This is a genomic window from Gluconobacter sp. Dm-62, from assembly GCF_018256155.1.
Classification (GTDB): domain Bacteria; phylum Pseudomonadota; class Alphaproteobacteria; order Acetobacterales; family Acetobacteraceae; genus Gluconobacter.
Genome location: NZ_JAERLY010000023.1, coordinates 1 through 25,532, shown reverse-complemented (window position 1 = coordinate 25,532; position 25,532 = coordinate 1). Strand labels below are relative to the sequence as shown.

Below are 25,532 nucleotides of genomic sequence, written 5' to 3'. Positions count from 1 at the left end.
TGTGGCTATAATTTGTTGATTACAGGAGAGAGATCTGATCGACCTTCCGGCATTGCGGATCTTTATGGCCGTGGCCGATCACGCCAGTTTTGTCGGAGCATCCCGAAAGCTGGGTCTTTCCGCAACAACGGTAACACGGACGGTGAGAAGCCTCGAGACAGCTCTCGGAATCTCCTTATTCAACCGTACAACCCGCTCTGTACATCTGACCACTGAAGGCGTGGAGTTTCTGGCTCGGTGTCGGGCAGCGATTTTCGACCTAGATGGTGCGATTGCTATAGCGCAAGGTGCGAGGACTGCTCCCCAAGGAGTATTGTCGATTACCGCTCCCGTTATTTTTGGACGGGTACACGTCCTTCCCGTTGTCACAGAACTTTTAAAAGTCTGGCCGCAATTGAACATCAGGCTTTTTTTGACAGACCGGGTTGTTCATCTTGTGGAAGAAGGAGTTGATCTCGCCATCCGGATTGCGCCTCCACAAGACAGCGCCCTGAAGATGCAGAAAATCGGAGAGGTCCAGAAAATTTTTGTTGCCAGCCCAGCTTATCTGAAGAAACACGGAGAGCCACAGGTCTTTGAGGATCTCGCAACGCATAGCCTCATTGAGGTTAATGAATATGCAGCGGGATATTCTGAGTGGCGACAGGGCGGGAAATCTGGTTTTTCGATAAAAGTCTCGCCCCGGCTTTTCGTGAACAGTGTCGATGCGGCTCTCACAGCCGCCATCGAAGATCTAGGCATCGTCACGGCATTATCCTACCAAACTCACCAATTTGTTGAAAATGGGCAGCTTCGAAGAATTTTGACTGACACCCCCGCCTCAGTACTTCCGGTCTTCATCCTGTTCCCTGCCAAAGAACGTCAGTCCGTAAATGTTCGAACGTTTGTTTCCGCAATGAAAGACAGGTTTATGGCAAAAAGGTCTCTCAAAGCACACCTCACATAGAAGAAGGGTCCCGTGCAAACAGCCGCTACCATTTTTATGCATTGTGCGGCTTTACGTTTGAGCTTCATTCCATCGAGTAACTGCAAAGCTTTTTGAGCTCTAAAGCGGCAGACTACCCTGGTTCAGGGAGAGTTCGCACAAGACGCAGAAAAGCGCCGGTCAAAATCTTTGGCGATTGCTGCAAGAGTGACCTCGCCTAGTTGAGCAATCAGAAGCGCCTCAGCTTTTTCGAGTGCGCTAGTCATTGACGCATTTACGGCCTGCTCGACGAGGCAATCGGGCGCCGGGTCGGCCAGGCCAATTGCGAAAATACGTGGCTGCCCCACGGCTTTGTAGACATCAAGCATCGAGATACTTTCCAGCGGCTTCAGAAGCGTCCACCCGCCAGCGTGCCCCTTGATGGAACGAACGAACCCCACATCCCGCAGGCCTGCCATCGTACGCCGAATAACAACCGGATTGGTATGCAGCATTTCCGCTGCTTCACCGGAGGTGATGGGCCCATTCGCGCGATCCATATGGATCAGCAAATGCATCATTCTCGATAATCGCCCGTCCAGTTGCATCGCCTGCCCTTTAGGCTCTTCTATCATGTCACATCAAGAGTTGCAAAAAGCTGATATGCATATATGTAACTTCAGACATTACATATGAAGTTGAATAGGATTTAACCATGTATGATGTGATCGTGATAGGCGGCAGCTTTGCCGGACAAGCGGCAGCTATTCAGCTGGCACGGGCTCGCATGAGCGTTTTGCTGATCGATGCTGGCTTACCGCGAAACCGCTTCGCAGACGCGTCTCATGGTTTCCTCGGCCAGGACGGCAAAGCGCCGAACACCATTATGCGTGAAGCCACTGCACAATTACGGCGATATCCAACTGCGCAGATCTTGCAGAACGACGCGCAGAAGGTGGCACGGAATGGCAAGACGTTTACTGTGTCTCTAGCCAACGGAGCAAAATTTCAGGCGAAGCGGCTGATACTCGCTACTGGCGTTTCCGATACTTTGCCCGATATCCCTGGTGTAGCGGAACGATGGGGCAAGACCGTTCTTCATTGTCCTTATTGCCACGGATATGAGGTCCGCAATCATCAGCTTGGAATTATCGCCACAAACCCAATGTCAATCCATCAGGCAACATTAATACCCGATTGGGGGCCAACAACTTACTTCACTCAGGGAATTTACGAGCCTGATCCAGAGCAGGCAATGTTGCTTAACAAGCGCGGCGTCGTGATCGAACGTACTCCAATCATTTCTCTCATCGGAGATGCTCCTGGTTTGGATGCCGTGAAGCTGGCGGATGGACGGCTCATTGAAGTCGCAGCTGTGTTCACGGTACCGAAAACCAGACCTGCCAGCCCGATTGCCGAGGATCTGGGCTGTATTCTGGAAAACGGACCTACCGGTCCGTTCATCAAGGTCGATACCTGGGGCGCAACCTCTGTGTCCGGGGTCTATGTAGCTGGGGATGCGGCTAGCCCGATGCATAATGCAACGGTCGCAGCAGCGTCGGGTGTCCTGGCAGGTATAGCGGCGCACCAATCTTTAGCCAGGGCGTGATCACGCGGTAACGCAATCCGCTGCTTGTCATCGAATACTCAGTTTTCTTTTCCATGCCCGAGCCGATGGCCAGGTCGGAACCCATAGGAGCGGGCTTGCCATGCGATCAGGAAGCTTACAGCAGCGAGTGCCATCACAATCCAGGGGAATGACAGAGCTCCCCACGTTTCCAGCAACACACCACCCAACAGGCCACCGCCGGCTATGGCGCTGTTCCAGACGACGACATTCATCGATAACGCAACATCTGTACCCTCCCCGGCTGCATCAGCCAGAGCCGTCTGGAGCAACGTCGCGGCCCCTCCGAAAGTCAGACCCCATATCGTAACGCCAATCATGATCACCGCAGGCGATGCTGATCCAATTGCAAAAAAAACTGCAACAGCAGCGAATATTGCCAGACTGACCAGAACAGAAAGCCGGAGGGCATGATCGACCGTGCAACTGGTGAGCCAGATGCCTGCAAGGGCAGCAAGGCCAAAAAGCAGGAGGATGCGGTCCGCCTCTCCTGCCAGCCCTGCCGGTGTAATGAACGGTACGATATAAGTGTAGAGAACGTTATGCGCGAGCATCCATGTTACCACGACGCCCAGAACAGATCGCACCCCCGGTGTTCGCAGGACATGACCGAACGGCTGGCGCTCATGATGTGCAAGGCCTGGAAAATCAGGAACCTTCGCCAGAACCCAGACAATTAACAGCAAGGTGGCACCCGACATGATCCAGAAGGCCAGTCTCCATCCCACAGCCGCGCCCAGCCAAGTGCCCGCCGGAACACCTACAGAAAGCGCGATCGGCGTGCCAACCATGGCGATAGCCAGAGCACGTCCTTGCTGAGCGGGTGTCACCATTCTGCGTGCATAGCCGGCCAGCAGGGCCCAGGCGAGCCCTGCCGCTGCACCCGCGCCATATCGCGCCACGAGGGTCAGGTCATAATCCGTCGAGAATGCTGTGATGGAGTTAAAAACTACAAAACCAATGATCGCCAGCAGTAGAACCCGCCTTCTCCGCCAGCGCTGTGTGGCCAATGTTAGCGGGATCGCAGCACTCAGGGAGCCCAAGGCGTAAGCCGTGACCATCTGCCCTGCCAAGGCGGGGGAAACATGCAGCCCAGCCCCGATCTCAGGCAGCAAACCTGCAGGAAGAGTTTCAGTCATAATGCAGATGAAGCCAGTCATCGCCAAGGCGAGTAAGCCGGCCATAGGTAATCTGTCATCGGGACTTCTGCGAAGGGGTATCGTCTTGGAGGTCATGCGGCTCTCATATATGGATCGAATGATCTATATATGAGAGCGTAAATTCTTGGCAATTACTTCTGGATCACTTAATATGAAAATCTTTCAAAAGGAGCAATACCATGGCGCGAACAGGGCGTCCCCGGGAGTTTGACAGGGACAAAGCACTCAATGCCGCCATGACGCTTTTCTGGGCGCAGGGCTACGAACCGACCTCCCTGACACAGCTCAAATCCTGCATGGGCAATATTTCGCCGACAAGTTTCTATGCCGCGTTCGGCTCGAAGGAAGCCTTGTTTCGCGAAGTCGTGCAGCATTATCTGGCGACCTACGGACAGGTGATGTCGCCCTTATGGGACGAAAACCTGATACCGCGGGATGCGATTGAACGGACTTTGCGCGGTTCAGCGCGTATGCAGGCGACCCGGACGCATCCCTGTGGCTGTCTGGTCGTCTCGGGCGCCAGTAACTGTTCGCCCGAAAACGAAGCCGTTCAGGCCCTTCTCGCTGCAGAGCGCCAGCGGACGCGGACCGGAATCCGGGTCTGCGTGGAGCGCGCGATTGCCCGCGGCGAACTGCGCGATTGCGCGACAACAGCGGCCCTGCCCGATATTTTCGCGACATTTTTCCATGGCATGACATGCGAAGCGCGGGACGGGATGACGTCAACACATCTGGATGCCGCCATCACTTCGCTTCTGACCTTATGGGATGCCAACGCGCTGCTCACCACGCCGTGAAACGGTCTGCCAGACATTGATGAGCCTGCAACAGGCCAAGCCTTATGCCGTTAATTCCATATCGACCACTCCATAACTCCTTGACCCTGTTTTGCGCACATATTATGGACCATCCAGTACGGAATTAAATTCCGGAACACATCGCCGTGTCTCGGCCAAGGAATCCAGTTATGAGCAAACAGGACATCGCATTCGTCACGGGTGCCAATCGCGGCATCGGATACAGTATCGCGAAACATCTGATTGCCTCGGGCATCAACGTGATCGGGACCTATCACTCCAACGAAGACGAGGCGAACGCTGCCGAAGCAGCCCTCGTCGGCCAAAATGCAAAACTGCGCATGCTGAAGCTGGATATCGTGGACCATGAATCGTTCGCGGATTTTTCCGGACAGGTCAGAGCACTTCTCTCACATGAGTTCGAGCACAGTGCACTGAGTTATGTCGTTCAGAACGCAGGCAATATCATTCACACTCGCTTCGATGCTGCGACATCCGAACAGCTCGATAACCAGTACAACATCCATTTCAAAGGCCCCTATCTTCTGACGGTGGCCCTCCTGCCCCTGATTCGGGACGGCGGTCGTATTCTCAACATTACCTCTGCCGCGACCCGTTTCTACCTAACGGATCATGGACCTTATTCAGCCATGAAAGCCGCTACCGAAGTCATCTCACTCTACATGGCAAAAGAACTGGGAGAGCGAGGCATTACCGTCAACGCCGTCGCCCCTGGTGCGATCGCCTCGGACTTCGGTGGTGGTCTGGTCCGTGACGATGCCACGATCAATAAAAGCCTTGCAGACATCACACCCCTCGGGCGTGTCGGACAGCCCGACGATATCGGAGCTGCGGTCCGTGCCCTTCTGTCGGACGACATGCGCTGGATGAATGGCCAACGCATCGAGGTGACGGGAGGGCAGTCGCTATGAGGGCCACACAATTCCAAGCGAAGCCAGCCTCATGATCCACGTTATGGCCAGTAGTATCATTCCTGCATCCCTTCCCTCTGTCTGGCGGCTGGTCCGTAATTTTGGCGCCCTTGGACGCTGGTTGCCGGGCGTCAGAAGCTGCGCGATCGAAGGCAATGAGTCCGGTGACCGCGTCGGCGCAATCCGCTTGGTTGAGATGGGGGATGTCGGACTCATCCGCGAACAGCTTCTGGCACTCTCCGACGTGGATCACGCGGTCACGTTCTCGATCGTTGAATCAGCCCTGCCGGTCCGGAACTATCGCTCTACCATCAGCCTTCTTCCCATAACGAAGAGCGACCACACGTTCATCCAATGGCGGGGGCAGTTCGAGGCCCCAGCCGAACATGCCGCCAGTATGGAGGCCCGGATGCCGACACAGATCTACCAGCCAGCTTTCGACAGACTGGCCGAGATACTGGCCTCAGAGACGACATTGTCATGAAGGAACCTAAACCCATGATCCAGTCCCCCTCTAACGCTTCCCGATCAGGCACATTCAGGATTGGCGGCGATCTCGGCATCAACCGGCTTGGTTTCGGTGCGATGCGCATCACTGGCCAGGGTATATGGGGACCGCCCGCCGATCACGACGAGGCCATCCGCACACTGAAGCGCCTCCCAGAACTCGGCGTCAATTTCATCGACACGGCGGATTCCTATGGTCCGGACGTCTCCGAATGGCTGATCAGGGAAGCTCTGCATCCCTATCCCAAAGGATTGGTCATCGCGACGAAAGGCGGCCTCACCCGATCCGGCCCCGACATCTGGAAACCGGTCGGACGGCCGGAATATCTATTGCAGCAGGTGCACAAAAGCCTGCGCAACCTCGGCGTCGAGCAGATTGATCTGTGGCAACTCCACCGGATCGATCCCAGAGTCCCGGCAGACGAACAGTTCGACGCGATCCGCTCCTTCATTGATCAGAAACTGATCCGTCATGCAGGACTGAGCGAGGTCTCTGTCGACAACATCAAAACAGCATCGAAATTCTTCGAGGTCGCGACCGTCCAGAACCGCTACAATCTCGTCGATCGCACCAGCGAGGACGTACTCGACTACTGCACGCAGCAGAACATCGGGTTCATCCCGTGGTTCCCTCTCGCCGCCGGCGACCTCGCCAGGCCGGGATCCATATTGGACACGATGGCGAAGAAATACGGCTCGCATCCAAGCCAGATTGCTCTTGCCTGGGTCCTGATGCGCAGCAAGGCGATGCTTCCGATCCCCGGCACGTCCAAGGTCGCCCATCTGGAACAGAATGTCGCGGCAGCCGACATCACCCTATCCGATGAAGACTTCGCGGCGCTGGACGCAGAAGGCCGCAAGGCGTTCCAGTCAACGCCTTAAGGAAGCGCGTCCGGACAGTTACAATCCCAGTGTCGAAAGACCGGGGTGACTGTCCGGACGCCGTCCCTCAGGCCAGCGGAACAGGCGGTCGGTCGCTGAAATGGGTTGGTCGTTGATTGACGCTGCGCGGTAACGCATCAACCCGTTTTCATCGAACTCCCAGTTTTCATTCCCATGAGACCTGAACCACTGCCCGGCCTGATCCTGCCACTCATAAGCAAAGCGGACCGCGATCCGGTTCTCCTGAAAAGCCCAGAGTTCCTTGATGAGGCGGTATTCCTGCTCGCGCTCCCATTTGCGCGTCAGGAACGCCACGATGTCCTCTCGTCCGTGGATGAATTCCAGGCGATTGCGCCACTGGCTATCGGTCGTATAGGCCTGCGCCACCGTTTCAGGATCCTGGCCATTCCAGGCATCTTCCGCGAGGCGGACTTTCTGAGCAGCCGTTTCAGCATTGAAGGGAGGCAATGGGGGTCGGGACATAGGGAATTCCGCCTCTGGTTCGGGGACGGATCACGAGTTGATCCGAGACCTGTCAGTGTTTTCCAAAAGAGCATTTGACGAAAGGACAACGATCCCTCATTTCAAGCCATGACCAGACAGATCGGTATTCTTCTCTATCCAGACTTCCAGTTGCTCGACGCTGCCGGAGTGACGGCAGCCTTCGAGCTTGCCGGAGGATTTGGGGCGGCTCCGTATGAGATGACGCCCCTGTCCCACCATGGTGGTCTGGTCCGGTCGTCTTCCGGGATGACGATCGAGACGGTTCCGCTCGCGGCGGCAGGGTCGTTCGATACGCTTATCGTTGTCGGAGGCGAAGGCCACAGGCAGGCTATGAGCTGCCCAGAATTACTGAACTTTATCAGGCATCAGGCCAGAAATGCGCGACGTATCTGCAGTGTGTGTACAGGGGCTTTCCTGCTGGCAGAAGCTGGCATGCTTGATGGCCGTCGTGTGACGACACACTGGCAACAAGCCCCGGCCATGGCAGCACAGTTCCCTAAAATCCGGGTTTCGGCAGATGCCATTCATATTCATGATGGCCTGATCTGGACATCTGCGGGGATCAGCGCTGGCATCGACATGGCGCTGGCGTTGATTGCCGAAGATCTTGGGGCCGATATTGCCCGTCGTACGGCGCAGCAAATGGTGGTGTTCTATCACCGTCCCGGAGGACAGTCCCAGTTCTCGGCACTCCTCGAGATGACGAGCCCTCAGGAACGCTTTGCCGAACTGTTGGGATGGATCCGGTCCAACCTGGAACAGCGCCTGACCGTGGATATTCTGGCCAGTCAGGCCGGCATGAGCCCCCGAAATTTTTCTCGCAGTTTCCGGGCAGCGGTGGGGATGAGCCCCGCAAAAGCAGTCGAACGACTGCGTCTCGAAGCCGCACGCGAGCAGGTGGAGAGATCTACCCTCCCCATTGAAGCCATCGCCGTCATGACAGGCTTTCATGATCCCGAACGGATGCGACGCGCCTTCCTGCGGGAGTTCCATCAGCCGCCTCAGGCTATCAGGCGAAATGCTGCGGCCGAGGCGACCTGAGAGTGCTCATTTTTCCTGGACGAGAAAGCAGCTCGTTTTGCAAGCAATCCCGACGAGATCCACTTCAATGATGGATCGCGTCTATCCCGCTAGAACAGGTCAAACACGCGACAGATCAGGACACTTCCTAGAATTTAACCCTTTGAATGAGGGGCAGTCCGCAGGAAGATCAGAATTTCTTCAAGCACCTGCCATCGGTTTCTCTCCATAACCACCATATGCGTTCCTTCCCCAATCTCCGTCCAGCGACGATACGGGGCATTGAGAAAACGTGGAAACAGGTTTCCCATCTGCTGAGTAGTTACATCCAAATCCCACTCAGCATGAAGCAGAAGAACCGGGACCGTGATCTTTTCGGGACTGTAAAACGCCTTCCCTGCGGACCAGTAGTCACGCACATCCTGAATGACACCCGCAGGCGCCCGGATCACTCCATCCTGCTCTGCGGGATCGCTCGCAAGAATAACTGCGGCCCACTGTTCAAACCACCCTGCTGGCAGAATCTCTTCGCGTTTCTGCTCAGGTGCGCCTTCAAGCCAGCGCTGGCGAAATGCCTGAACATTAAAGCGGCGATAAGCAGGCACTGGACCACCCGGATCCAGACGAGAAACCCCGTCATTGATCCATTGCGGTGCAATCAGCGTTAATTTCTCCACCTTGTCATTGTGAGCAGCCGTATATGCGCCGGTAACCGTGCCACCCCAGGACATTCCGATCAGGCAAAGACGTGGGATGGCAAGCGTTGCGAGAAGATAGTCAACAGCAGTACTCAGATCGCGTACTGCTGTTTCGGTCCTGACCTGAGGCAGCGCAGCTTCAGGTGCACCTCCCATTCCATCAGGACGCGTTGATCCTCCGAAGCCCCGCACGTTGAGCGCATAAACGTCAAATCCTTCCCGCGAGAGAACATCCATGAATGCCCCCTCCCCAACAGGAACATCGAAAAGACTTTCTGCCGGCAACGTCGCGCCATGCATCAGCAAGATAGTGCGCTGTGAACCAAATATCTGGATGTCTGCACGTCGTTTATGGCGCAGATGAAGCGAGATATTGTCCGTATCACTCGGAATGAACAGGTTTTCCATAAGCAGATTTGTCATCTGGCGTCTCCTACATTTAGTTGCGCAAATTCCCATGCAAAACCTTCTGGACGACGCCTGACATATCCGGCACCCGTTTCCGCGAAATGACTGGTAAAGCAGAGACTCCCGCTTTCAGCCGCTTCTCCAAGAAACCACTGCCGCGAGCGCTCGGCAGGCTGAACGAATTCGCAGTAAACGGACCGCAGATCCGGACGATAAACCTGCAGAGGATGGTGCATGACATCTCCTGTAAACCACGCGTCTTCACCATCCGACCGCAGCCGGATCGAGGCATGATCGATGCTGTGCCCAGGGGTCGGATGAAAAGAGAAACCTGCAAGAAGATCTTGACCGTCGATGATAATCGCCTCTCCCAGCCCGGCTTCGATAACGGGGAGCATGCTGTCTGTATAGACACGTGGGAGTGGGCGATGGTCCGGGCGCCCTAAGATCTCTGGAGGTAGGTCTGGAGCAGGGTCAATACCGTCATTGCTGGCGCCGTATCGGGCCTCAATCACTGAGAAAACATGACGGGCTTTCGGAAAGGTCGGCACCCATTTTCCGTTGTGCAAACGCGTATTCCATCCAACATGATCGGCATGAATATGCGTATGCAGAACGGTATCAACCTGCTCCGGTTGTACGCCTGCGGCTGCAAGATGTTCGAGAAACGACGTATGCAGATGATCCAGTGCCGGTGCGGCAGGTAACGGCTTGTCGTTTCCTGTGGCGGTATCAACCAGGATATTGAGACCAGAAACCTGAACAAGCCACGCATGAGTTCCCTGCGCGAGCCCACCGGTCACGGGGTTAAATGATCCTGGCGTCAAATACGGACCGAATATTGCAAGTGCCTCAGCGTCGATATCCGGATACAGTTTGTGAGGGCGCGCGTTATCCCAATGAAGTTCGGGAATACGCGTGACACGGGCGTCACCCACTTGAAAAGCTGCTGCCATGATTGACTCAATACGATTGTTTTACGTCGCATCAGACGTTAGGGTGCGCGCAAACATCATACAAATCGATTTGAAATATGAAACCCATTGATCATTTCAATCTTCGTTCCTTCGATCTCAATCTTCTGATTGCTTTCGACGCCCTCGTTTCAGAACGCAGCGTCACAAAGGCGGCACGACGCCTTCGCATTCAACAACCCGCAATGAGCCATGCACTCGCCACCCTCCGAATGTTACTGGACGATGATGTGCTCGTCAGAACCGGTGCTGTCATGCAACCGACCGCCAAAGCGTCAACCATGGCGTCACATGTTGCGGAGTTGTTAAGGCAGGCTCAGCACATCCTGATGTCTGAGGAACAATTTGATCCTGCGACGGAACAGCGCATCTTTCGTTTCGGCTTTTCGTCCGAACTTGAAGTCTTTCTGATGCCTAAACTGACGGCCTATTTGCAACGGCATGCACCTGGAATACGACTGCTGTCACGTGGATCTCCTCGGAGTGAGGTCTATACATTACTGGATACGGGGGCGCTGGATATCGCAGTTGGGTGTTTTGATTTCGGTTTGGAACGCCATTGTGGGGTATCGTTGTATGAGCAGTCTCTCGTCTGCTGCTTCAACCCGAAGCTGATCGATCCGGATGCTCCAATCACGGTTGAGCGTTATCTTGCATTGCCCCATGTTCTCATGACGCTGAAAGATGACATCCAGGGATGCCTGTCAGACGCACTGATGCAGATTGGTCAGGAACTCAACGTGGTCCTCGCTGCATCAGATTTTCTGACGGCACTTGCTGCCGCAGCAGCCGCCCCCGTTCTGGCTACGCTTCCCAGCCGGATCGCTCAGCAACATGCCGCGCATTTCGGTTTAACGATCCGTCCCGTTCCACTGAACTTGCGTATCCCGGCAGTATCGATGATCTGGTCAGCCCGGAGTGATCGTGATCCTGCCGCAGTATGGCTGCGCGATGCTGTCGCATCAGTATTGGGTAGTCATGTAAAGTGAGATTTTTAATGGGCGCTCAAAATAGCTATGACAGATAAATCTCTCCAGAAAGAGATAGGCTGTCATAGCTTCCCCAAAGCACGAGGAGTCATGACGACTTACATCAGCAGAAATTCTGATTATAGAAAAAAATGCGCAGTCATCTTTGTATGAACGTCAAATTTTTACCAATTTGATTGCGCGCTCAGGACATGCTTTCACACACAAACCACAAGCACGGCATTGATCAGCATGCGGGGTATAGGCGACCATCCCTCCGTGGACATAGCTCTTGATTTTGCCCACAAATGAAAGATCGCGATAATCGGACGGATCGATCTTGCGCACTTCAAACACGTCGTAAGGACATACGGCGACGCAGGCGTCTTTTCCCTCACAGCGATTAAAGTCTACGACCGGCATGACCCGTCCTGTTTGGCCGTCTTTCAGACATTTAGGTGTGATCATCGCTTTATTCCCTGACCCGCTCATTTCGCGCCTTGTTGTAAATGCCGACTTTGCCGCAGCTCCTGCGCGAACATCTCGAGCGTCGTTGTGGGCTTGCCCAGTTCCTGCCAGATTTTTTCGGCATAGAACGGATCTTCGTGATCCCCGAAATACGCAAACAAATGCGCGACGAACTTCATTTTCGGATTAAAAAGACCGATCATCCGCATGATCCAAAGTGGAGCCACGCGAATTTTAAGTGTCGGATCATAATTTCGGACAAACCGCTCCAGCGCCTGCCTGACGGAGATCGCTTCCGGCCCCTGTACGGGGCAATGTACAGGCATTGCCTCAGGATTCTGAAACGCCTCAATCACCCAGCGCGCATAATCGGCGGAGCTGATCCACCAGATTTTGATGTGTGTATTCCCGATCCACTGGAGCGCTCGACCGCTGATCATATTTGGGAGCAGGTCCATGAAATGGGTCGGCGCGAAAAACGTATGACGAATACCGGAATCCGCGATGATTTTGTGCCCTTCCATCCGAATAATATTGGGCACGATGTTATGTCTGATAGTGTTGAGCGCGGGAGGATAGGCGCCCAGAGCACCGATTTTAGCAATATAATTAATATTCAACCCTTTGATGGCGCTCATCAAGTTCCGCACACCCTCCCTCTCTTCGTAGAAGGGAAGCGTCAAATCCGCCGTGTCGGTCGCAAGGTTGAGATAGAGCGCATCCACCCCGTCGAGCGCCTTGTGCAACCCCGCAATGTCCCGCAGATCTGCCTGGGCGATTTCGACATTAGGCGGCAGTATCCTCCGAGCTTTGTCTGGCGAACGAACGATTGCCCTCACCTGAAAATGTTTTGCCAGTTCCGCTGCAACTGGCGCGCCAAGCCGCCCCGTTGCACCGATGACGCCTATAGTCCTGATCGGTTCCATCATATTTTCTGATCCATTGATATAATGATCATCTTGAGTTTTTTCGGGTCGTAATGCCGGTCTATGACGGCGTTCTGGAGGCCGAGCCCGCGCAACAGAAACCGGATAGTGTTCTCGACCAGCTTGTCTCGTGTGATGCCGTATTCAACGACCGTGATGTCGGGCAGGCTGATGAGATGCAAAGTATTCGCTAGATGATGGACGAACCATATCTCTGCATGACCGATATGAATGCCAGATTCGACGTCTCCCGCGTCTTGAGCCGCCCTGAATGATTGCGAAAAAACGCTGACCCACGGCTTTACATGCTGGTCGAGGAACGCCTTTGCGAACTGGCCATCGCCAAGCAGGCTGGCCGTCACAAGGCGTTTGGTGTCTTCGTGAGACTGCGCATCGCCAATCCCGGGAAACACCGCGTGTACGAGTATGGCAACACCCATGACCAATGTTTCAGTCGAAGGCGTCGCCTCGGCGAGAATACGGCTGCCAACTGCATTCGCTTCAACGCAGTGAGTTTCAAGCGCCGCATAAAGCACGTCCTTGCTGGTAAAGTGCCGATAAAGCAAAGCTTCGGAAACACCAGCGGCTCTGGCGATTTCCTTGGTCGTCGCACCGTCCCGACCGAGCCGGGCGAAAATGGGAGCTGCAGCGGACAGGATGGCCTGCTTGCGGTCAGTCGCGGACAATCTGGAACGGCGTGAGGTCGGCATGGGTTCTCCTTACGGAAGTAAGGTAAGTGAACGCTCACTTATATTCAAGCGCTTATTCCATTTTTCCGTATAAGATCAGGCTCGGGCGGGCATCGACGGCTTGAGAGTCTGTTTGGAAAATCGGTCTGATGTGATTCAAGCCTTGGATGTCGACGTCAGAACAGAGGGGCCGAGTGGCCAGGATCAGTTAGAAAAAGAAACACTATCCGTTTGAAATGCCAGGACTTGATCGTATTCTGGCAACAGAAGCCTCTGCCATGGCCGGACTTGCACCAATGGCTCATGACAATGGCGTGATGCATAGAAAACGTGTCATTTCAAGGGGAGGAAGATTTCTCCGTCAGCCCCTGTTTCAGGCAGGATTGGCAACTGCGTGCCATAAACCCTTCTGAAAGATGTTTCCAAACCCATGAAACAATCGGGTAAACCACACAAACTGGTGATCGTCGCTATCGTACGGCGTCTCATTGCAATCACCAATACAGTCCTCAAAACAAGGCTGCCATGACGTATTAGATCCGCCGCTCCAACATAGTTTCTAACATCTGAAATTTCCTCGCGAGATTATGAAAAATGACCAGATCGGTTCCGTTTATCTCCCGCATTCTGATCTTTCCGATTAAATCATTGGATCCGGTGGAAGTCACAAATGCGCGGGTTCTTACTAGCGGGGCCTTGGCAGACGACCGGTGCTGGGCTCTATTTGACGCACAGGGGCGTGTGGTTAACGGCAAGAACCACGCAGAGATTCATCGCATCCGCGCTGGTTTCGATCTTGATAAACGGACCGTAAGCCTACGAGATGACTCTGGTCGAGGTCTGCCTACTGTTCTGTTCAATCTTGATGGCACTGCAAGACCAATAGAGGCATGGCTAAGTCGGTTTTTCGGTTTTCCAGTCCACCTTCGGGCGGATACCACTACGGGACATCCTGATGATACGGATTCGCCTGGTCCGACTATCATCAGCGTTGCGACGCTAGAGACGATTGGAATATGGTTCGGGTTGCCAGTCGAGCAAGTTCGGGCCCGCTTTCGGACCAATATCGAGATCGGGGGCGTCCCGGCTTTTTGGGAAGATGCACTGTTCGGAGGACTTGGAGACGAAGTCGAGTTTCACCTTGGTGGCACAGAGTGGTTGGGAATAAACCCCTGTCAGCGTTGTGTCGTGCCGTCTCGCGATCCGCTAACTGGTCAGAGAGACAATGCTTTTGCCCGCCGCTTCGCAGAGTACAGGCGCCGGACGCAGCCGGCATGGTCTAATCCCGCGCGCTTTAATCATTTTTTTCGTGTAGCGATCAATACTCGGTCTGCACGCACCGGCGTTAACACAAGGATCGCACTGAACGATATCGTTACAACGTATAACAATGCAGCGGCATGCACGGCGTTGGAAGAAAACAAACGCCCCGCAGGATTCTGAGCGGGCACCATGTATATCATTCACGTGCGAGCCGAAACGCCAGATATCCGTTCGTTCAGACGACGCCCGCTGGTAGGTGAACGGCTTCCCTTCCGTTTTATCGCCGATCATCATATGCGTATTTGCGGCCCAGTTGCTATGGTCGCCGCGGCGCTTGTATTGTGTGATGAACTCGGGACTTCACCTGAACGGATCGCCTGTGAATCGTTCGGCGGCGTTCTGTCGCACGGAGATAACCTGCCGGACACCAAGGAATATCCGATCAGCTTCTCGCTATCGGGCACAACCTACACTGCAAAGTCAAGCTCATAAAAGGCACCATCACAACCGGTTGCGAAGTCGGTCTATCGGCGGCAGACAAGAAGGCGGGCTACATCCTGGCGTGTCAGGCAAAACCTCGTGGGCCACTGCTCATGGTACGATAGTGTCCACTTAGCAGATGATCGCCAGATATGCGGTTCCAACTGGATTTCCTGGCGCCCGTGGTGTTCACCGAACCGACAAACCGGAGGGCTCTAAAAACCCTCCGGTTTTTCCAGGAGAATAAGGTCCCCATTCAGCCAAAATTGGTTCGTACCTCTTTAATTGCGTCCCTTGACGGAAGTTTTAAAGTTGATTGGCTATACGTCGATAGGAGTGTGCCAGACTAACATTCATCTCCGCGACGCTCTCAGAAAATGCCGTCGCATCCTGAGTGACCTGCGTAATCGTCAATAGATCTGTATTCGAATGAATTGTTGTCGTGGACGGAATATAAAACTGCTCCGGCAAGACGCAGTCTTCGACAACGGAATTATGCCTCACAACGCAGCCACGCTCGACCGTGCAGTTGAAGATCACGGAATTGAAGCCAATGAATACCTCGTCTCCAACAGCGCAGGGACCGTGAATGATCGAGCGATGTGCAATGGACGTGCGCGACCCGATCGTCACGGCCGCGCCGTCTTTCGAGTGGATGACAACACCATCCTGAATGTTTGATCCACTCCCGATCAGGATGGGCTCGACATGGCCATTTTCATCGGCTTCATCGGCACGAATAACAGCATAAGGACCGATGAACACATTGTCCTCGACAATCACATGACCGCACAGGATCGCGGTCGGATCGACAAAGGCGCTTTCAGAAACCACGGGAAAATCACCACGTGGATTAGGTCTCAGCATAGCCACGTTTCGTCTCCTTAAAGATCGGTCAGAATTTTGCCGGGCAGGTTATTCGACAGGGTTTCGCCTGGCTGATAGTGCATGACAGAACGAATGGCCTCTCCCCGATGCAGAAGGTCAAATGCCGTATTGATCCGATCATGAGTCATGTTGTGGGTGATGTAAGGGTCAACGCTAAACTTCCCCGCTAGCCATTCATCGACCATACCGGGTAACTGCGAACGCCCTTTTACCCCCCCAAAGGCCGTGCCCCGCCAGACCCGTCCCGTGATCAGCTGGAAAGGCCGCGTCGAGATCTCCTCGCCAGCCCCAGCGACACCGATGACTGTGCATTCACCCCAGCCTTTATGGCAACACTCAAGGGCCGCTCGCATGACATCGACCCGACCGATCGCCTCAAAGGAATAATCCACGCCGCCACCCGTCATCTCCACGATAACTTTCTGGATTGGATCGGTATGATCGGTCGGATTGACGAGATCGGTCGCCCCCAGATTTCGGGCCAGCAGGAACTTCGCCGGATTGGTGTCGATGCCGATGATCCTTGCAGCACCGGCCATGACAGCCCCCTGAATGACGGCCATGCCGATCGCACCGAGACCAAAGACGGCCACAGTCGATCCCGCTTCCACTTTCGCGGCGTTCCGCACGGCTCCCATACCTGTCGGGACGGCGCACCCCATGACGCTGGCTTTCGCAAGCGGCGCCTCTTTGGTGATCTTCGCCACGGCAATTTCGGGCAGCACGGTGTACTCGCTGAACGTGCTGGTGCCCATGTAATGAAAGATCTGGCGGCCCTTATATGAAAAACGGCTGGTGCCGTCTGGCATCAGACCGAGCGCCTGTGTCTCGCGGATAGTCGAGCAGAGATTGGTTTTGCCCGAACGGATCATCGGGCAGTTCGGGTCTTCGGGAATATAGAGCGGAATGACATGATCACCCGGAGCGACAGAGGTAACACCTTTACCCACATCCTCGACGATCCCCACCCCCTCGTGACCAAGAATACATGGAAAACGTCCTTCCGGATCATGTCCCGACAGGGTAAACATATCCGTATGACACAGGCTCGTGGTCACGATACGGACCAGAACCTCGCCGTCTTTCGGGCCTTCGAGATCAACCAGATCGATCTCAAGCGGCATGTTAGGTTCCCACGCAATTGCAGCTCGGGTTTTCATGAAAATATTCCTCAATAATAGCGTGTGGTAATTCGTTCAGGCCAACTCAAGGCTTTCCGACTGGCGACGCCAAAGCGGAAAGGGATCAGGGAGGCGTGCATAGCGTGACGGCTCAAAAGGGGTGTCTCCGAGATCTGGAACAAGACAGGCATCAAGTTCCTGCCGAAGTCCGGATTCATCCATATCTCCATTGCCGATGAAGACGATTTCCTGACGACGGTCGCCGAAGACCGGATCCCAGTTTCCCAATACGAAGTCCCGCCACTGATCAGTATCCGGCCACTGATTTTTCGGGATCGCCGCCCACCACAGCCCCATCGCCTCGCTTCGAACCAGAGCTCCAGCCTGACTCATTCCACCTACCCAGTCCGGGCGCGTAGCTAACCAGAAATGGCCCTTGGCGCGTACGACGCCAGGCCAGCTCCGATCAAGGAAGGCCTGGAATTCCGCTGGTTGGAACGGACGGCGCGCACGATAGACAAAATTACGGATGCCATATTCGTCTGTTTCAGGAACATGGCTGGAAAAGCCGTAAAGTTCCTTGAACCACAACGGATGCTGATGTGCCTTGTCGTAATCGAAACGGCCTGTATTCAGGATCCGCTCAACAGGAACAGACCCCATGTCGGTCTCAATGATATCAGCGTCCGAATTCAACGCACGAATGATCTGCCTCGCCGCATCAACCTGATCCGGTGTAGCGGTGGAGACTTTGTTGATCACCACGATATCCGCAAACTCGATCTGCTGGACGAGCAGATCGACCAGGGTACGCTCGTCGTCCTCCCCGGCCGTTTCACCCCGATCCTTCAGGAAATCGCTGGAAGAATAATCGCGCAGGAGATTGACCGCATCAACGACCGTCACCATCGTATCCAGCCGTGCGATATCGCTCAGGCTGACGCCACTCTCGTCACGAAACTCAAACGTTGCGGCTACGGGCAGCGGTTCCGCAATGCCTGTAGATTCAATGAGCAGATAATCGAATTTCCGCTCCTCTGCGAGCCTCCGTACTTCCTGCAACAAATCGTCGCGGAGCGTGCAGCAAATGCAGCCATTGGTCATTTCAACCAACTTTTCATCGGTACGCGACAGATTGCTGCCGCCCTCGCGCACCAGAGCGGCGTCAATGTTGACCTCGCTCATATCATTCACGATGACCGCGACCTTATAGCCCTGGCGGTTATTCAGTACGTGATTGAGCAAGGTCGTCTTTCCCGCGCCAAGAAAGCCGGACAGCACGGTAACGGGAAGTTGGTCATCCATGGGGATTTTTCCTCTAAAGCTTTGTCGGGTTTGGGGCGTCGCCATAGACGGCGAGCGGATCGAATATTTTGTGCGTTTCGCAAAAGAGGAGTGCTGCCGATGATGACGGAATGCCTTCCTCAGAAGTGAGATCAACACGCCGATAAAAACAGCTTCGATAACCCACATGGCAGTTCGCTCCTGTGCCCGCAGTGTGAACGCGCAGCCAGATCGCGTCCTGATCGTCGTCGATCCGCATTTCGAGGACATGCTGGACCAGCCCGCTCGTGGCGCCCTTTCGCCAGAGACACTGACGGCTCCGGCTCCAGTAATGCGCCTCACGGGTTGCGATAGTGCGTGCGAGCGCCTCTGCGTTCATGACGCCAACCATCATGACATCACCGCTTTCTGCGTCCGTTGTGACCACGGTCAGCAGTCCGCTGGCGTCGAAACGTGGGGCGAGATCGCTCCCCTCCTCGACCTGCTCAATTGAGACGCGCGACCCAAATGCCGTGGACACAGAAGATACAGTTGTGCCCATCACACGCCACCCATTCCCGCCATGGTGAAGAACTGGCGCCGCAGAGATTCCGACGTCTCGAACTCGCCCAGCAGGCGGCTAGTCACCATACTCACGCCTGGCTTATGTACTCCGCGTGTGGTCATGCACTGGTGAGCCGCGTCGATCACGACCGCGACGCCACGCGGTTGAAGCACGCTCTGGATTGTATCCGCGATCTGGGCCGTCAGTTTTTCCTGGATCTGTAGACGATGGGCGAAGACGTCCACGAGACGCGCCAGCTTGCTGATGCCAACTACCCGCTTGTCGGGCAGATACGCCACATGCGCCTTACCGATCAGCGGAATGATATGATGCTCGCAATGGGATTCCAGACGGATATCGCGTAGCACCACCATCTCGTTGTAGTTACCGCTCTCTTCGAAGGTCCGCTCCAGAAGAGCGACCGGGTCGTCCTGATATCCCTCGAAAAACTCCTCATAGGCCCGCACCACGCGGTCAGGCGTATCGACAAGCCCCTCGCGATCAGGATCGTCACCGGTCCAGGCGAGCAGGGTTCGCACCGCCTCTTCCGCCTGAGCACGGCTCGGCCGGGTTCTCACTTGCCGTGGAATGTCCATCAGTGTGTCCATTGAGGTTTATCTGCTATTGACTATGTTATGTTATAACGTAACCATAAGGACGTTCGCCACCTATCGTCAAGCTCGGGAACCATGCCCCCTCCCTCACAGCAACATCCTGTCTCGACGGATATGACTCCACCCGCGCGCGCACCGGAGGAAAGTCTCGGCGCCATACTATTCATGGAGAGCTGGCCCGCGCCAACAATCGACCCACCGGAAAACAGTACTCTGGGCCGTCTTGCACCGCATGTGGTCGCCTGTGCCCACGCGACAGTCTTGATGGATCTGCAGCGACCGGATGTCGATATGGTCGTGTGGGGGCGCCGGATTCCGGAAACATGGGAAGGAGCTCTCACAAACTGCTCACAAGCCCCATCTGCTTTCACTCTCGCCGGCACACCTTCGGAAATCTCGGATTCCCTTGTAAACCCGGCTTTGCAGCAGGATTGGTTTCCGCTCATCCTGACTGATGTCAGGGACCTATCCGCACTGTTCGGTGCGCTGACAGGAGGCGTCCGGCAGCACATCCAGCTAATAACGCCATCCCGTGAGGAGACTGCGTTCGAGTTACCCCCCGATGCACTTCGGCTGATCTGCGCCTATGGAAGCGCCGGACCAGAGTGGTGCGGCAGTCAAAATCCAAAGAGTGGTATTGTCAGTACCCTGACACCGTTCGCAGTAGCGTTCATTAAAGGGGCGGCTGAAGGCAAACCCGGATGCCTTCATCGTCTCCCGGCAAATATCGCAAACGGTACAAGGCCTGGGCCGGTCCTCGTGATGGATACAATTTCCCGATGATAGAGCGTGTCATGCCGTCGTCTCGCGACGCACATCAAGGTTGCGATGCCTTCAAAAGGCGGGCCACGGCTTTACGGAATGATGTGCTCGACGTGCTGACGAGGGCAAATGTGCCACTCTCGGCTTACGACATCCTTCGGTGTGTCAGTCATCCGGATTGCCGACGAATCGCCCCGACTATGATTTATCGAGCTCTCGGAAAGCTGATCGCCAGCGGATTGGTGGGGCGGCTCGAAAGCCGAAATGCCTTCGTGCGGATCCGGGCAAACGACCCCTCTCGCCTTGTCTACTGTATCTGCGACCAGTGTGGTGCCGCGCAAGCAGTGGAAAATACACTATCCTGTCAATTGATCGACGCTGCGGCCGAGACCCTTGGATTTCAGGTCCGGCATCGGGTCATCGAAGTCCAGGGCGTCTGCGCACGATGCAGCGTCTGCCCGTCTTTCTTGCCGACACAACAAAAGCACAAGCTTCCGACCCGCGCGCCCAAATGAACCGCGGCCCCTCGCCGCTCTTCTCCGTTAAGGCTCTCTCATGTTATCGACCACCATCTCTTCCCGTCCTTCATCCCATCAACCAAAGGATATGCTTGCCTGCCGTGTGGACGGAATTATCAACGATCTCTCGTCCACAGCTGGTGACCAACTGGCTGATCCTGTCTTCCGTTCAGACACTGAGGCGCTTTCCCTGATCCGCCATGACACAGCGCATGTCCTTGCGCAGGCCGTCAGTGAACTGTTTCCCAATACCGCGCTCGCGACAGGACCCGCCACGGAGCAGGGATTTTTCTACGATTTCGCGGCTGAGCACGCTTTTACTGATGACGACCTCATCCGGATCGAATCCCGCATGCACGAGATCATTGATCGTGATGAAACAATCGTCAGGGAAGAATGGGATCGCGAGAGAGCGCTGTCCTGGTGCAGGGAGAATGGACAGCCCTACAAGGCCGAGATCATCATGTCCCTGCCTGCTGATGCCACCCTGAGCTTTTATCGACAAGGCAACTTCGTCGATCTCTGCCGAGGGCCACATCTCGTCAGCACAGGACAGATCGGACACGCCTTTCGACTTCTCGGTACGGCTGGTGCCTACTGGAAAGGTGATCGCAGCAATCCAATGCTGCAGAGGATTCACGGAACGGCCTGTCGTGATGCCGACGAACTCGCCGCGTGGGAGCAGCGTCAGGAAGCAGCAGCACGGCGTGATCATCGTCGTCTCGGGCGCGAGATGGATCTGTTCCATTTCCAGGCCGAAGCTCCAGGCGCGGTGTTCTGGCATCCGAACGGCTGGACACTGTTCCAGACCCTGCTCGCTTATCTGCGCGAACGTCAGAAGGCCGAGAACTATGTGGAGATCAATACACCCGACATCATGGATCTGTCGCTCTGGCAGGCCTCCGGCCATTGGGAAAAATTCGGGGAGAACATGTTCACCACCGAAACCGAAGGGCGCATCTATGCCCTCAAACCCATGAACTGTCCTGGTGGCGTGCAGGTTTTCCGCCAAGGCCTGAAGAGCTATCGCGACCTGCCCCTGCGGATGGCCGAATTCGGCAAAGTCCATCGCTTTGAACCGTCAGGAGCGTTGCATGGCCTGATGCGCGTACGTGCATTCACGCAGGATGACGCACATATTTTCTGCACACCGGAACAGATGGAGGCCGAGACGCAGCGGATCTGCCATCTCGTGCTTTCGATCTATAAGGACTTCGGTTTTGAAGATGTCCGTATCAAATTTTCCGACCGGCCTGACAAACGTGTCGGATCGGACGAGATCTGGGATCGCTCGGAGGAAGCGTTACAGCGCGGGGTCGAAGCTTCAGGCCTCTCCTACACACGCAATCCAGGAGAAGGCGCTTTTTACGGTCCCAAGCTGGAGTTCGTACTGCGTGATGCAATCGGCCGGGACTGGCAGTGCGGTACCGTTCAGGTCGATCTCAATCTGCCTCAGCGTCTGGACGCGCATTATATTGGCGCGGATGGAGAAAAACATCCGCCCGTCATGCTGCATCGCGCCCTGTTCGGTTCGCTTGAACGTTTCATCGGCATTCTCCTTGAACACCATGCCGGCCACCTGCCTTTCTGGCTTGCACCCATTCAGGTCGTGGTGGCAACAATCACCGGCGCTGCGAACGATTACGCAGTCGATCTGATTAAAGCGCTCCGCCAACGTGGAGTCCGAGCAGAGCCCGATTTGCGCAATGAAAAAATCGCTTACAAAATCCGCGAACACAGCCTCGCGAAAGTACCCATGTTGCTGATCGTCGGGAAGAAGGAAGCACAGGCAGGCACCGTGTCTATCCGGGAATATGGAAGCTCAGAAACACCAATGTTGGATATGGACTCCGCTATCAATTTAATCTCCAAAGCATCGGAGTCTCGTTTGGCACAAGTCTTTTAGCTTGTAGATACGATTTCTTTGGTTGTGAGTCATCATCGGGATAAATTATTATACGAACAATATTTATAATAATTCCTGAATTTCTAACTACTTCCCGACGTCGATTTCGAAAGCCTAATCGATACACAGAAACGCTTGATTATTTCTACGCAACTTAAGTCTGGGATCGAATGCGTTAGTCTCATGCTTGACGAACATTGAGAGGTAGGGCTATTCGTTATGTTATAACGTATTTGTTGCCACCGAAAATAAAATTTTTCGACGCGAATCAACAAACTACGACTCGTTAAACAAGGAACGGGAATTATTACAATGTAAAACGTTAAGAAAATTTATATTAACGTATCTTTAAGGTCTTTTAGTTGGGTTTATTTATGAGAAAAAAATCAATTTTGTTTGCGGTTATCCCTGCGTTTATTGGATCCGCTCAGGCTGAAGAAGGCATGTGGACGTTTGATCATTTGCCTGTGCGTCAGATGAAGCAGCAATATGGGTTTGAACCCTCTGTAGAATGGATTAATCATGTCATTCAGTCTTCGGCACGCTTGGCGGAAGGCTGCTCTGCCTCGTTCGTATCAGGTGATGGTTTGGTGATGACAAATCATCATTGTGCCAATACGTGTCTCACGGATCTGTCTGATAAAAATCACGATTATTTCCATGATGGTTTCTCGGCTCGAGAGGTCTCAAAAGAGCCTCAGTGTCCGGGGATGGAACTGGATCGTCTGGATCAGGTGAAAGATGTAACGGGTCGTGTCGCAGAAATGACCGCAGGAAAACATGGCGCGGAATATGCCAAGGCTTTGCAGGTTGCCAATAGTGTCCTGACCAAGGAATGCGCGGTGGGTGATGCCTCACACTGGCGTTGCGATGTCGTGACACTCTATCATGGTGGACAGACGGCGCTTTATCGCTACCGCCGTTATCAGGATGTCCGTCTCGTGATGGCGCCTGATCAGGATATAGCATTCTTTGGTGGTGATCCCGATAACTTTACATTCCCGCGTTATGATATTGATCTATCGATGCTGCGGGTGTTTGAAGACGGCAAGCCGGTTCATACGCCGTTTTTTAAATTCGATCCAAAGGGCCCCAAGGCTGGTGATCTGGTCTTCACATCCGGAAACCCAGGACGCACACAACGGTCCCTTCCGGCCAGCGCCTTGACATTTCAACGAGATGTCAGCCTGCCAACCATTATTGCTGCCTATTCGACCCTTGAAGGAGCGCTGTGGCAATATTCCAGAGAAAGCAAGACCCATCTGATTGACGCACAGAACACGCTTTTCGGTGTTCAGAACGCACTGAAATCTCTGTCTGGTACAGCAAAGGCTTTGCGTGAACCTGAAGTGATAGAAAAGCGCGAGGCGGAAGATCAAGCCCTTCAGGCGTGGATTGACGCAGATGCAGAACGTCGCAAGACTTATGGTGAGCCGTACAAAAAAGTAGAAGCCGCTCTTGCTGTGCAGCGTCAGTATTATGTGCATGATTATGCCATAACACGCACAGTCCATGGTCTGCTGGGGGACGCTGTTATGCTGGTGTCAGCGGCGTATGAACGAAAGAAGCCAGATACAGAGCGTCGGGCCGGTTACCATGAGGCGGAATTAGCCGCACTTGAAACCGAGATCGCTGCGAAAGTGCCGGTGCATACTGAATTGGAAACTACGACTTTGGCGTTAGGTATGACGACCATGCGCCAGATACTCGGTGAGGATGATGCAGCGGTCCATCTGATTCTGGGAACAAAAAGCCCGGATGAGCGCGCCGTAGAACTGATACAGGGCACGAAACTGGCGGATCCCGCAGAGCGTCTTGCGCTTTACAAAGGTGGCGTCAAGGCCATTGAAGCATCCAAAGATCCAATGATCGTTCTGGCACGTCACTTACAGCTGGTTCTGGACACGATCCGCAATCGCAGCCGTGACCAGATTGAAGCACCGATGCACGAAGCCCAGGGTACGATTGCACGGGCCCAGTTCGCGCGTGCTCAGGCAGAAGGAAAGGCTGATACACTTTATCCGGATGCCACGTTCTCGCCGCGACTGTCTTACGGCACGGTTAAAGGCTTCCAGGATGGCGCAAAGGCCATTGCACCCTTCACGGATTTTGCAGGGATGTACAAACATGCAACGGGCAGTGATCCGTTCCGTCTGCCGCAAGTCTGGTTGGATGCGAAGCCACATCTAAACCTCTCTACGAAGCTTGATTATGTGTCGACCAATGACATTGTCGGCGGCAATTCAGGCTCCCCTGTTATTAACCGTCAAGGCGATGTCGTTGGCCTGATTTTTGACGGTAACCTCGATAGCCTGGCGGGCGATCTTTATTACGACATCGAGCGCAATCGTGCTGTTTCCACGGATACAAGTGCCATCATGGCTGCGTTGAGGACAGTGTATCACGCTGATGCTCTTGCGGATGAACTTGAGTCGGGGAAGCTAAAGTCGCGTCCGGAATAAAAGTAGAAAGATAATAACTTGAACAACTCTATACCCGTTCGGATTGCAATTCTCACCATTTCGGATAGTCGGAATTTAGAAACCGACATTTCCGGTAAGATCTTGGCCGACAGAGTCACAGAAGCAGGGCATGTTCTTGTGGATAGGTCAGAGGTGGTCCCCATTTTTCGGACAGGGCGATAAGCTATCATCTGGCCTGAACGAGGACGGGTTTTATGGGTAAGGT

Annotated in this window: 28 protein-coding genes and 1 pseudogene; 16 read left to right on the top strand and 13 right to left on the bottom strand. The window is 54.5% G+C overall.

Annotation, left to right across the window (positions count from 1 at the left end):
- Positions 1-52 precede the first annotated feature (52 nt).
- A complete protein-coding gene (locus tag JK202_RS14550; RefSeq protein ID WP_283091811.1) occupies positions 53-946 on the top strand; it encodes a LysR family transcriptional regulator in 894 nt (297 codons plus the stop codon).
- 122 nt (positions 947-1,068) lie between these two features.
- On the opposite strand, the gene JK202_RS14545 is transcribed toward JK202_RS14550, so the two are convergent.
- Positions 1,069-1,539, bottom strand: a complete 471-nt coding sequence (locus JK202_RS14545; RefSeq protein WP_232309382.1) for an Rrf2 family transcriptional regulator — start codon at positions 1,537-1,539, stop codon at positions 1,069-1,071.
- Between the two features lie 80 nt (positions 1,540-1,619).
- On the opposite strand from JK202_RS14545, the gene JK202_RS14540 reads away from it, so the two are divergent.
- Positions 1,620-2,513, top strand: coding sequence for an NAD(P)/FAD-dependent oxidoreductase (locus JK202_RS14540; protein WP_077804067.1), 894 nt, complete (start codon positions 1,620-1,622; stop codon positions 2,511-2,513).
- A gap of 38 nt (positions 2,514-2,551) precedes the next feature.
- Here the strand turns inward: JK202_RS14540 and JK202_RS14535 are convergent, their stop codons facing one another.
- Positions 2,552-3,766 carry an MFS transporter gene (locus JK202_RS14535; protein ID WP_063904058.1) on the bottom strand — a complete coding sequence of 405 codons (1,215 nt, stop codon included), beginning with the start codon at positions 3,764-3,766 and terminating at the stop codon, positions 2,552-2,554.
- 104 nt (positions 3,767-3,870) lie between these two features.
- On the opposite strand from JK202_RS14535, the gene JK202_RS14530 reads away from it, so the two are divergent.
- The 4 genes from JK202_RS14530 to JK202_RS14515 all read left to right on the top strand — a co-directional run bounded on the left by JK202_RS14530 (position 3,871) and on the right by JK202_RS14515 (position 6,809).
- Positions 3,871-4,488, top strand: coding sequence for a TetR/AcrR family transcriptional regulator (locus tag JK202_RS14530; protein ID WP_211562106.1), 618 nt, complete (start codon positions 3,871-3,873; stop codon positions 4,486-4,488).
- A 170-nt stretch (positions 4,489-4,658) separates the two neighbouring features.
- Positions 4,659-5,420, top strand: coding sequence for an SDR family NAD(P)-dependent oxidoreductase (locus JK202_RS14525; protein WP_063904060.1), 762 nt, complete (start codon positions 4,659-4,661; stop codon positions 5,418-5,420).
- A gap of 31 nt (positions 5,421-5,451) precedes the next feature.
- Entirely contained in the window at positions 5,452-5,904 is a 453-nt protein-coding gene (locus JK202_RS14520) for an SRPBCC family protein (RefSeq protein WP_063904061.1), read from the top strand.
- Between the two features lie 14 nt (positions 5,905-5,918).
- Positions 5,919-6,809 (top strand): aldo/keto reductase, encoded by an 891-nt coding sequence (locus JK202_RS14515; RefSeq protein ID WP_063904062.1) that lies wholly within the window; start codon positions 5,919-5,921, stop codon positions 6,807-6,809.
- An 18-nt stretch (positions 6,810-6,827) separates the two neighbouring features.
- Here JK202_RS14515 and JK202_RS14510 read toward each other — a convergent pair whose 3' ends face one another.
- Complete coding sequence (locus JK202_RS14510) at positions 6,828-7,292, bottom strand: nuclear transport factor 2 family protein (protein WP_063904063.1); 465 nt, start codon at positions 7,290-7,292, stop codon at positions 6,828-6,830.
- Positions 7,293-7,400: 108 nt separating this feature from the next.
- Between JK202_RS14510 and JK202_RS14505 the strand changes: the two genes are divergently transcribed.
- Entirely contained in the window at positions 7,401-8,354 is a 954-nt protein-coding gene (locus tag JK202_RS14505; RefSeq protein WP_063904064.1) for a GlxA family transcriptional regulator, read from the top strand.
- Positions 8,355-8,488: 134 nt separating this feature from the next.
- Here JK202_RS14505 and JK202_RS14500 read toward each other — a convergent pair whose 3' ends face one another.
- Positions 8,489-9,454: an alpha/beta hydrolase gene (locus JK202_RS14500; RefSeq protein ID WP_077804065.1), complete on the bottom strand. Its 966-nt coding sequence runs from the start codon at positions 9,452-9,454 to the stop codon at positions 8,489-8,491.
- Positions 9,451-10,242: an MBL fold metallo-hydrolase gene (locus JK202_RS14495; RefSeq protein ID WP_346343832.1), complete on the bottom strand. Its 792-nt coding sequence runs from the start codon at positions 10,240-10,242 to the stop codon at positions 9,451-9,453. Before JK202_RS14495 ends, JK202_RS14500 begins: the two co-directional genes overlap by 4 nt.
- Positions 10,243-10,472: 230 nt before the next feature.
- Between JK202_RS14495 and JK202_RS14490 the strand changes: the two genes are divergently transcribed.
- Entirely contained in the window at positions 10,473-11,402 is a 930-nt protein-coding gene (locus tag JK202_RS14490; RefSeq protein ID WP_063904067.1) for a LysR family transcriptional regulator, read from the top strand.
- A 156-nt stretch (positions 11,403-11,558) separates the two neighbouring features.
- Here JK202_RS14490 and JK202_RS14485 read toward each other — a convergent pair whose 3' ends face one another.
- The 3 genes from JK202_RS14485 to JK202_RS14475 are packed head-to-tail and all read right to left on the bottom strand — an operon-like array spanning position 11,559 to position 13,485.
- A complete protein-coding gene (locus tag JK202_RS14485; RefSeq protein WP_064275570.1) occupies positions 11,559-11,849 on the bottom strand; it encodes a ferredoxin family protein in 291 nt (96 codons plus the stop codon).
- Between the two features lie 20 nt (positions 11,850-11,869).
- Positions 11,870-12,778, bottom strand: coding sequence for an SDR family oxidoreductase (locus JK202_RS14480; protein ID WP_077804063.1), 909 nt, complete (start codon positions 12,776-12,778; stop codon positions 11,870-11,872).
- Positions 12,775-13,485 carry a TetR/AcrR family transcriptional regulator gene (locus tag JK202_RS14475; protein WP_063904070.1) on the bottom strand — a complete coding sequence of 237 codons (711 nt, stop codon included), beginning with the start codon at positions 13,483-13,485 and terminating at the stop codon, positions 12,775-12,777. Before JK202_RS14475 ends, JK202_RS14480 begins: the two co-directional genes overlap by 4 nt.
- Before the next feature lie 215 nt (positions 13,486-13,700).
- Between JK202_RS14475 and JK202_RS16535 the strand changes: the two genes are divergently transcribed.
- The 3 genes from JK202_RS16535 (at position 13,701) to JK202_RS14460 (ending at position 15,219) form a co-directional block, all read left to right on the top strand.
- The gene (locus tag JK202_RS16535; protein WP_077804061.1) at positions 13,701-13,877 is read left to right on the top strand and encodes a transposase; all 177 of its coding nucleotides are present in this window, start codon (positions 13,701-13,703) and stop codon (positions 13,875-13,877) included.
- A gap of 181 nt (positions 13,878-14,058) precedes the next feature.
- Complete coding sequence (locus tag JK202_RS14465) at positions 14,059-14,907, top strand: MOSC domain-containing protein (RefSeq protein WP_063904071.1); 849 nt, start codon at positions 14,059-14,061, stop codon at positions 14,905-14,907.
- Between the two features lie 9 nt (positions 14,908-14,916).
- Complete coding sequence (locus JK202_RS14460; RefSeq protein WP_063904072.1) at positions 14,917-15,219, top strand: hypothetical protein; 303 nt, start codon at positions 14,917-14,919, stop codon at positions 15,217-15,219.
- Between the two features lie 294 nt (positions 15,220-15,513).
- Here JK202_RS14460 and JK202_RS14455 read toward each other — a convergent pair whose 3' ends face one another.
- From JK202_RS14455 to folE, 5 genes are read right to left on the bottom strand one after another with little or no spacing between them, the layout of a single operon-like run.
- Entirely contained in the window at positions 15,514-16,074 is a 561-nt protein-coding gene (locus JK202_RS14455) for a carbonate dehydratase (RefSeq protein ID WP_062027819.1), read from the bottom strand.
- 17 nt (positions 16,075-16,091) lie between these two features.
- Positions 16,092-17,255: an S-(hydroxymethyl)glutathione dehydrogenase/class III alcohol dehydrogenase gene (locus JK202_RS14450; protein ID WP_063904073.1), complete on the bottom strand. Its 1,164-nt coding sequence runs from the start codon at positions 17,253-17,255 to the stop codon at positions 16,092-16,094.
- 36 nt (positions 17,256-17,291) lie between these two features.
- Positions 17,292-18,521, bottom strand: coding sequence for a zinc metallochaperone GTPase ZigA (gene zigA / locus JK202_RS14445; protein WP_211562119.1), 1,230 nt, complete (start codon positions 18,519-18,521; stop codon positions 17,292-17,294).
- 13 nt (positions 18,522-18,534) lie between these two features.
- A complete protein-coding gene (hisI, locus tag JK202_RS14440; protein WP_211555913.1) occupies positions 18,535-19,041 on the bottom strand; it encodes a phosphoribosyl-AMP cyclohydrolase in 507 nt (168 codons plus the stop codon).
- A complete protein-coding gene (gene folE / locus JK202_RS14435) occupies positions 19,041-19,652 on the bottom strand; it encodes a GTP cyclohydrolase I FolE (protein ID WP_211562105.1) in 612 nt (203 codons plus the stop codon). Before folE ends, hisI begins: the two co-directional genes overlap by 1 nt.
- A gap of 81 nt (positions 19,653-19,733) precedes the next feature.
- On the opposite strand from folE, the gene JK202_RS14430 reads away from it, so the two are divergent.
- From JK202_RS14430 to JK202_RS16310, 5 genes and pseudogenes are all read left to right on the top strand, one after another.
- Positions 19,734-20,441, top strand: coding sequence for a DUF1826 domain-containing protein (locus JK202_RS14430; RefSeq protein ID WP_211562104.1), 708 nt, complete (start codon positions 19,734-19,736; stop codon positions 20,439-20,441).
- Positions 20,360-20,935 (top strand): transcriptional repressor, encoded by a 576-nt coding sequence (locus JK202_RS14425; RefSeq protein WP_346343597.1) that lies wholly within the window; start codon positions 20,360-20,362, stop codon positions 20,933-20,935. Before JK202_RS14430 ends, JK202_RS14425 begins: the two co-directional genes overlap by 82 nt.
- A gap of 40 nt (positions 20,936-20,975) precedes the next feature.
- Positions 20,976-22,844 carry a threonine--tRNA ligase gene (thrS, locus tag JK202_RS14420; RefSeq protein ID WP_211562102.1) on the top strand — a complete coding sequence of 623 codons (1,869 nt, stop codon included), beginning with the start codon at positions 20,976-20,978 and terminating at the stop codon, positions 22,842-22,844.
- A 374-nt stretch (positions 22,845-23,218) separates the two neighbouring features.
- Complete coding sequence (locus JK202_RS14415) at positions 23,219-25,306, top strand: S46 family peptidase (protein ID WP_211562100.1); 2,088 nt, start codon at positions 23,219-23,221, stop codon at positions 25,304-25,306.
- Positions 25,307-25,324: 18 nt separating this feature from the next.
- Positions 25,325-25,462, top strand: a pseudogene (locus tag JK202_RS16310) (molybdenum cofactor biosynthesis protein); the annotation flags it as partial.
- Positions 25,463-25,532: the final 70 nt, after the last annotated feature.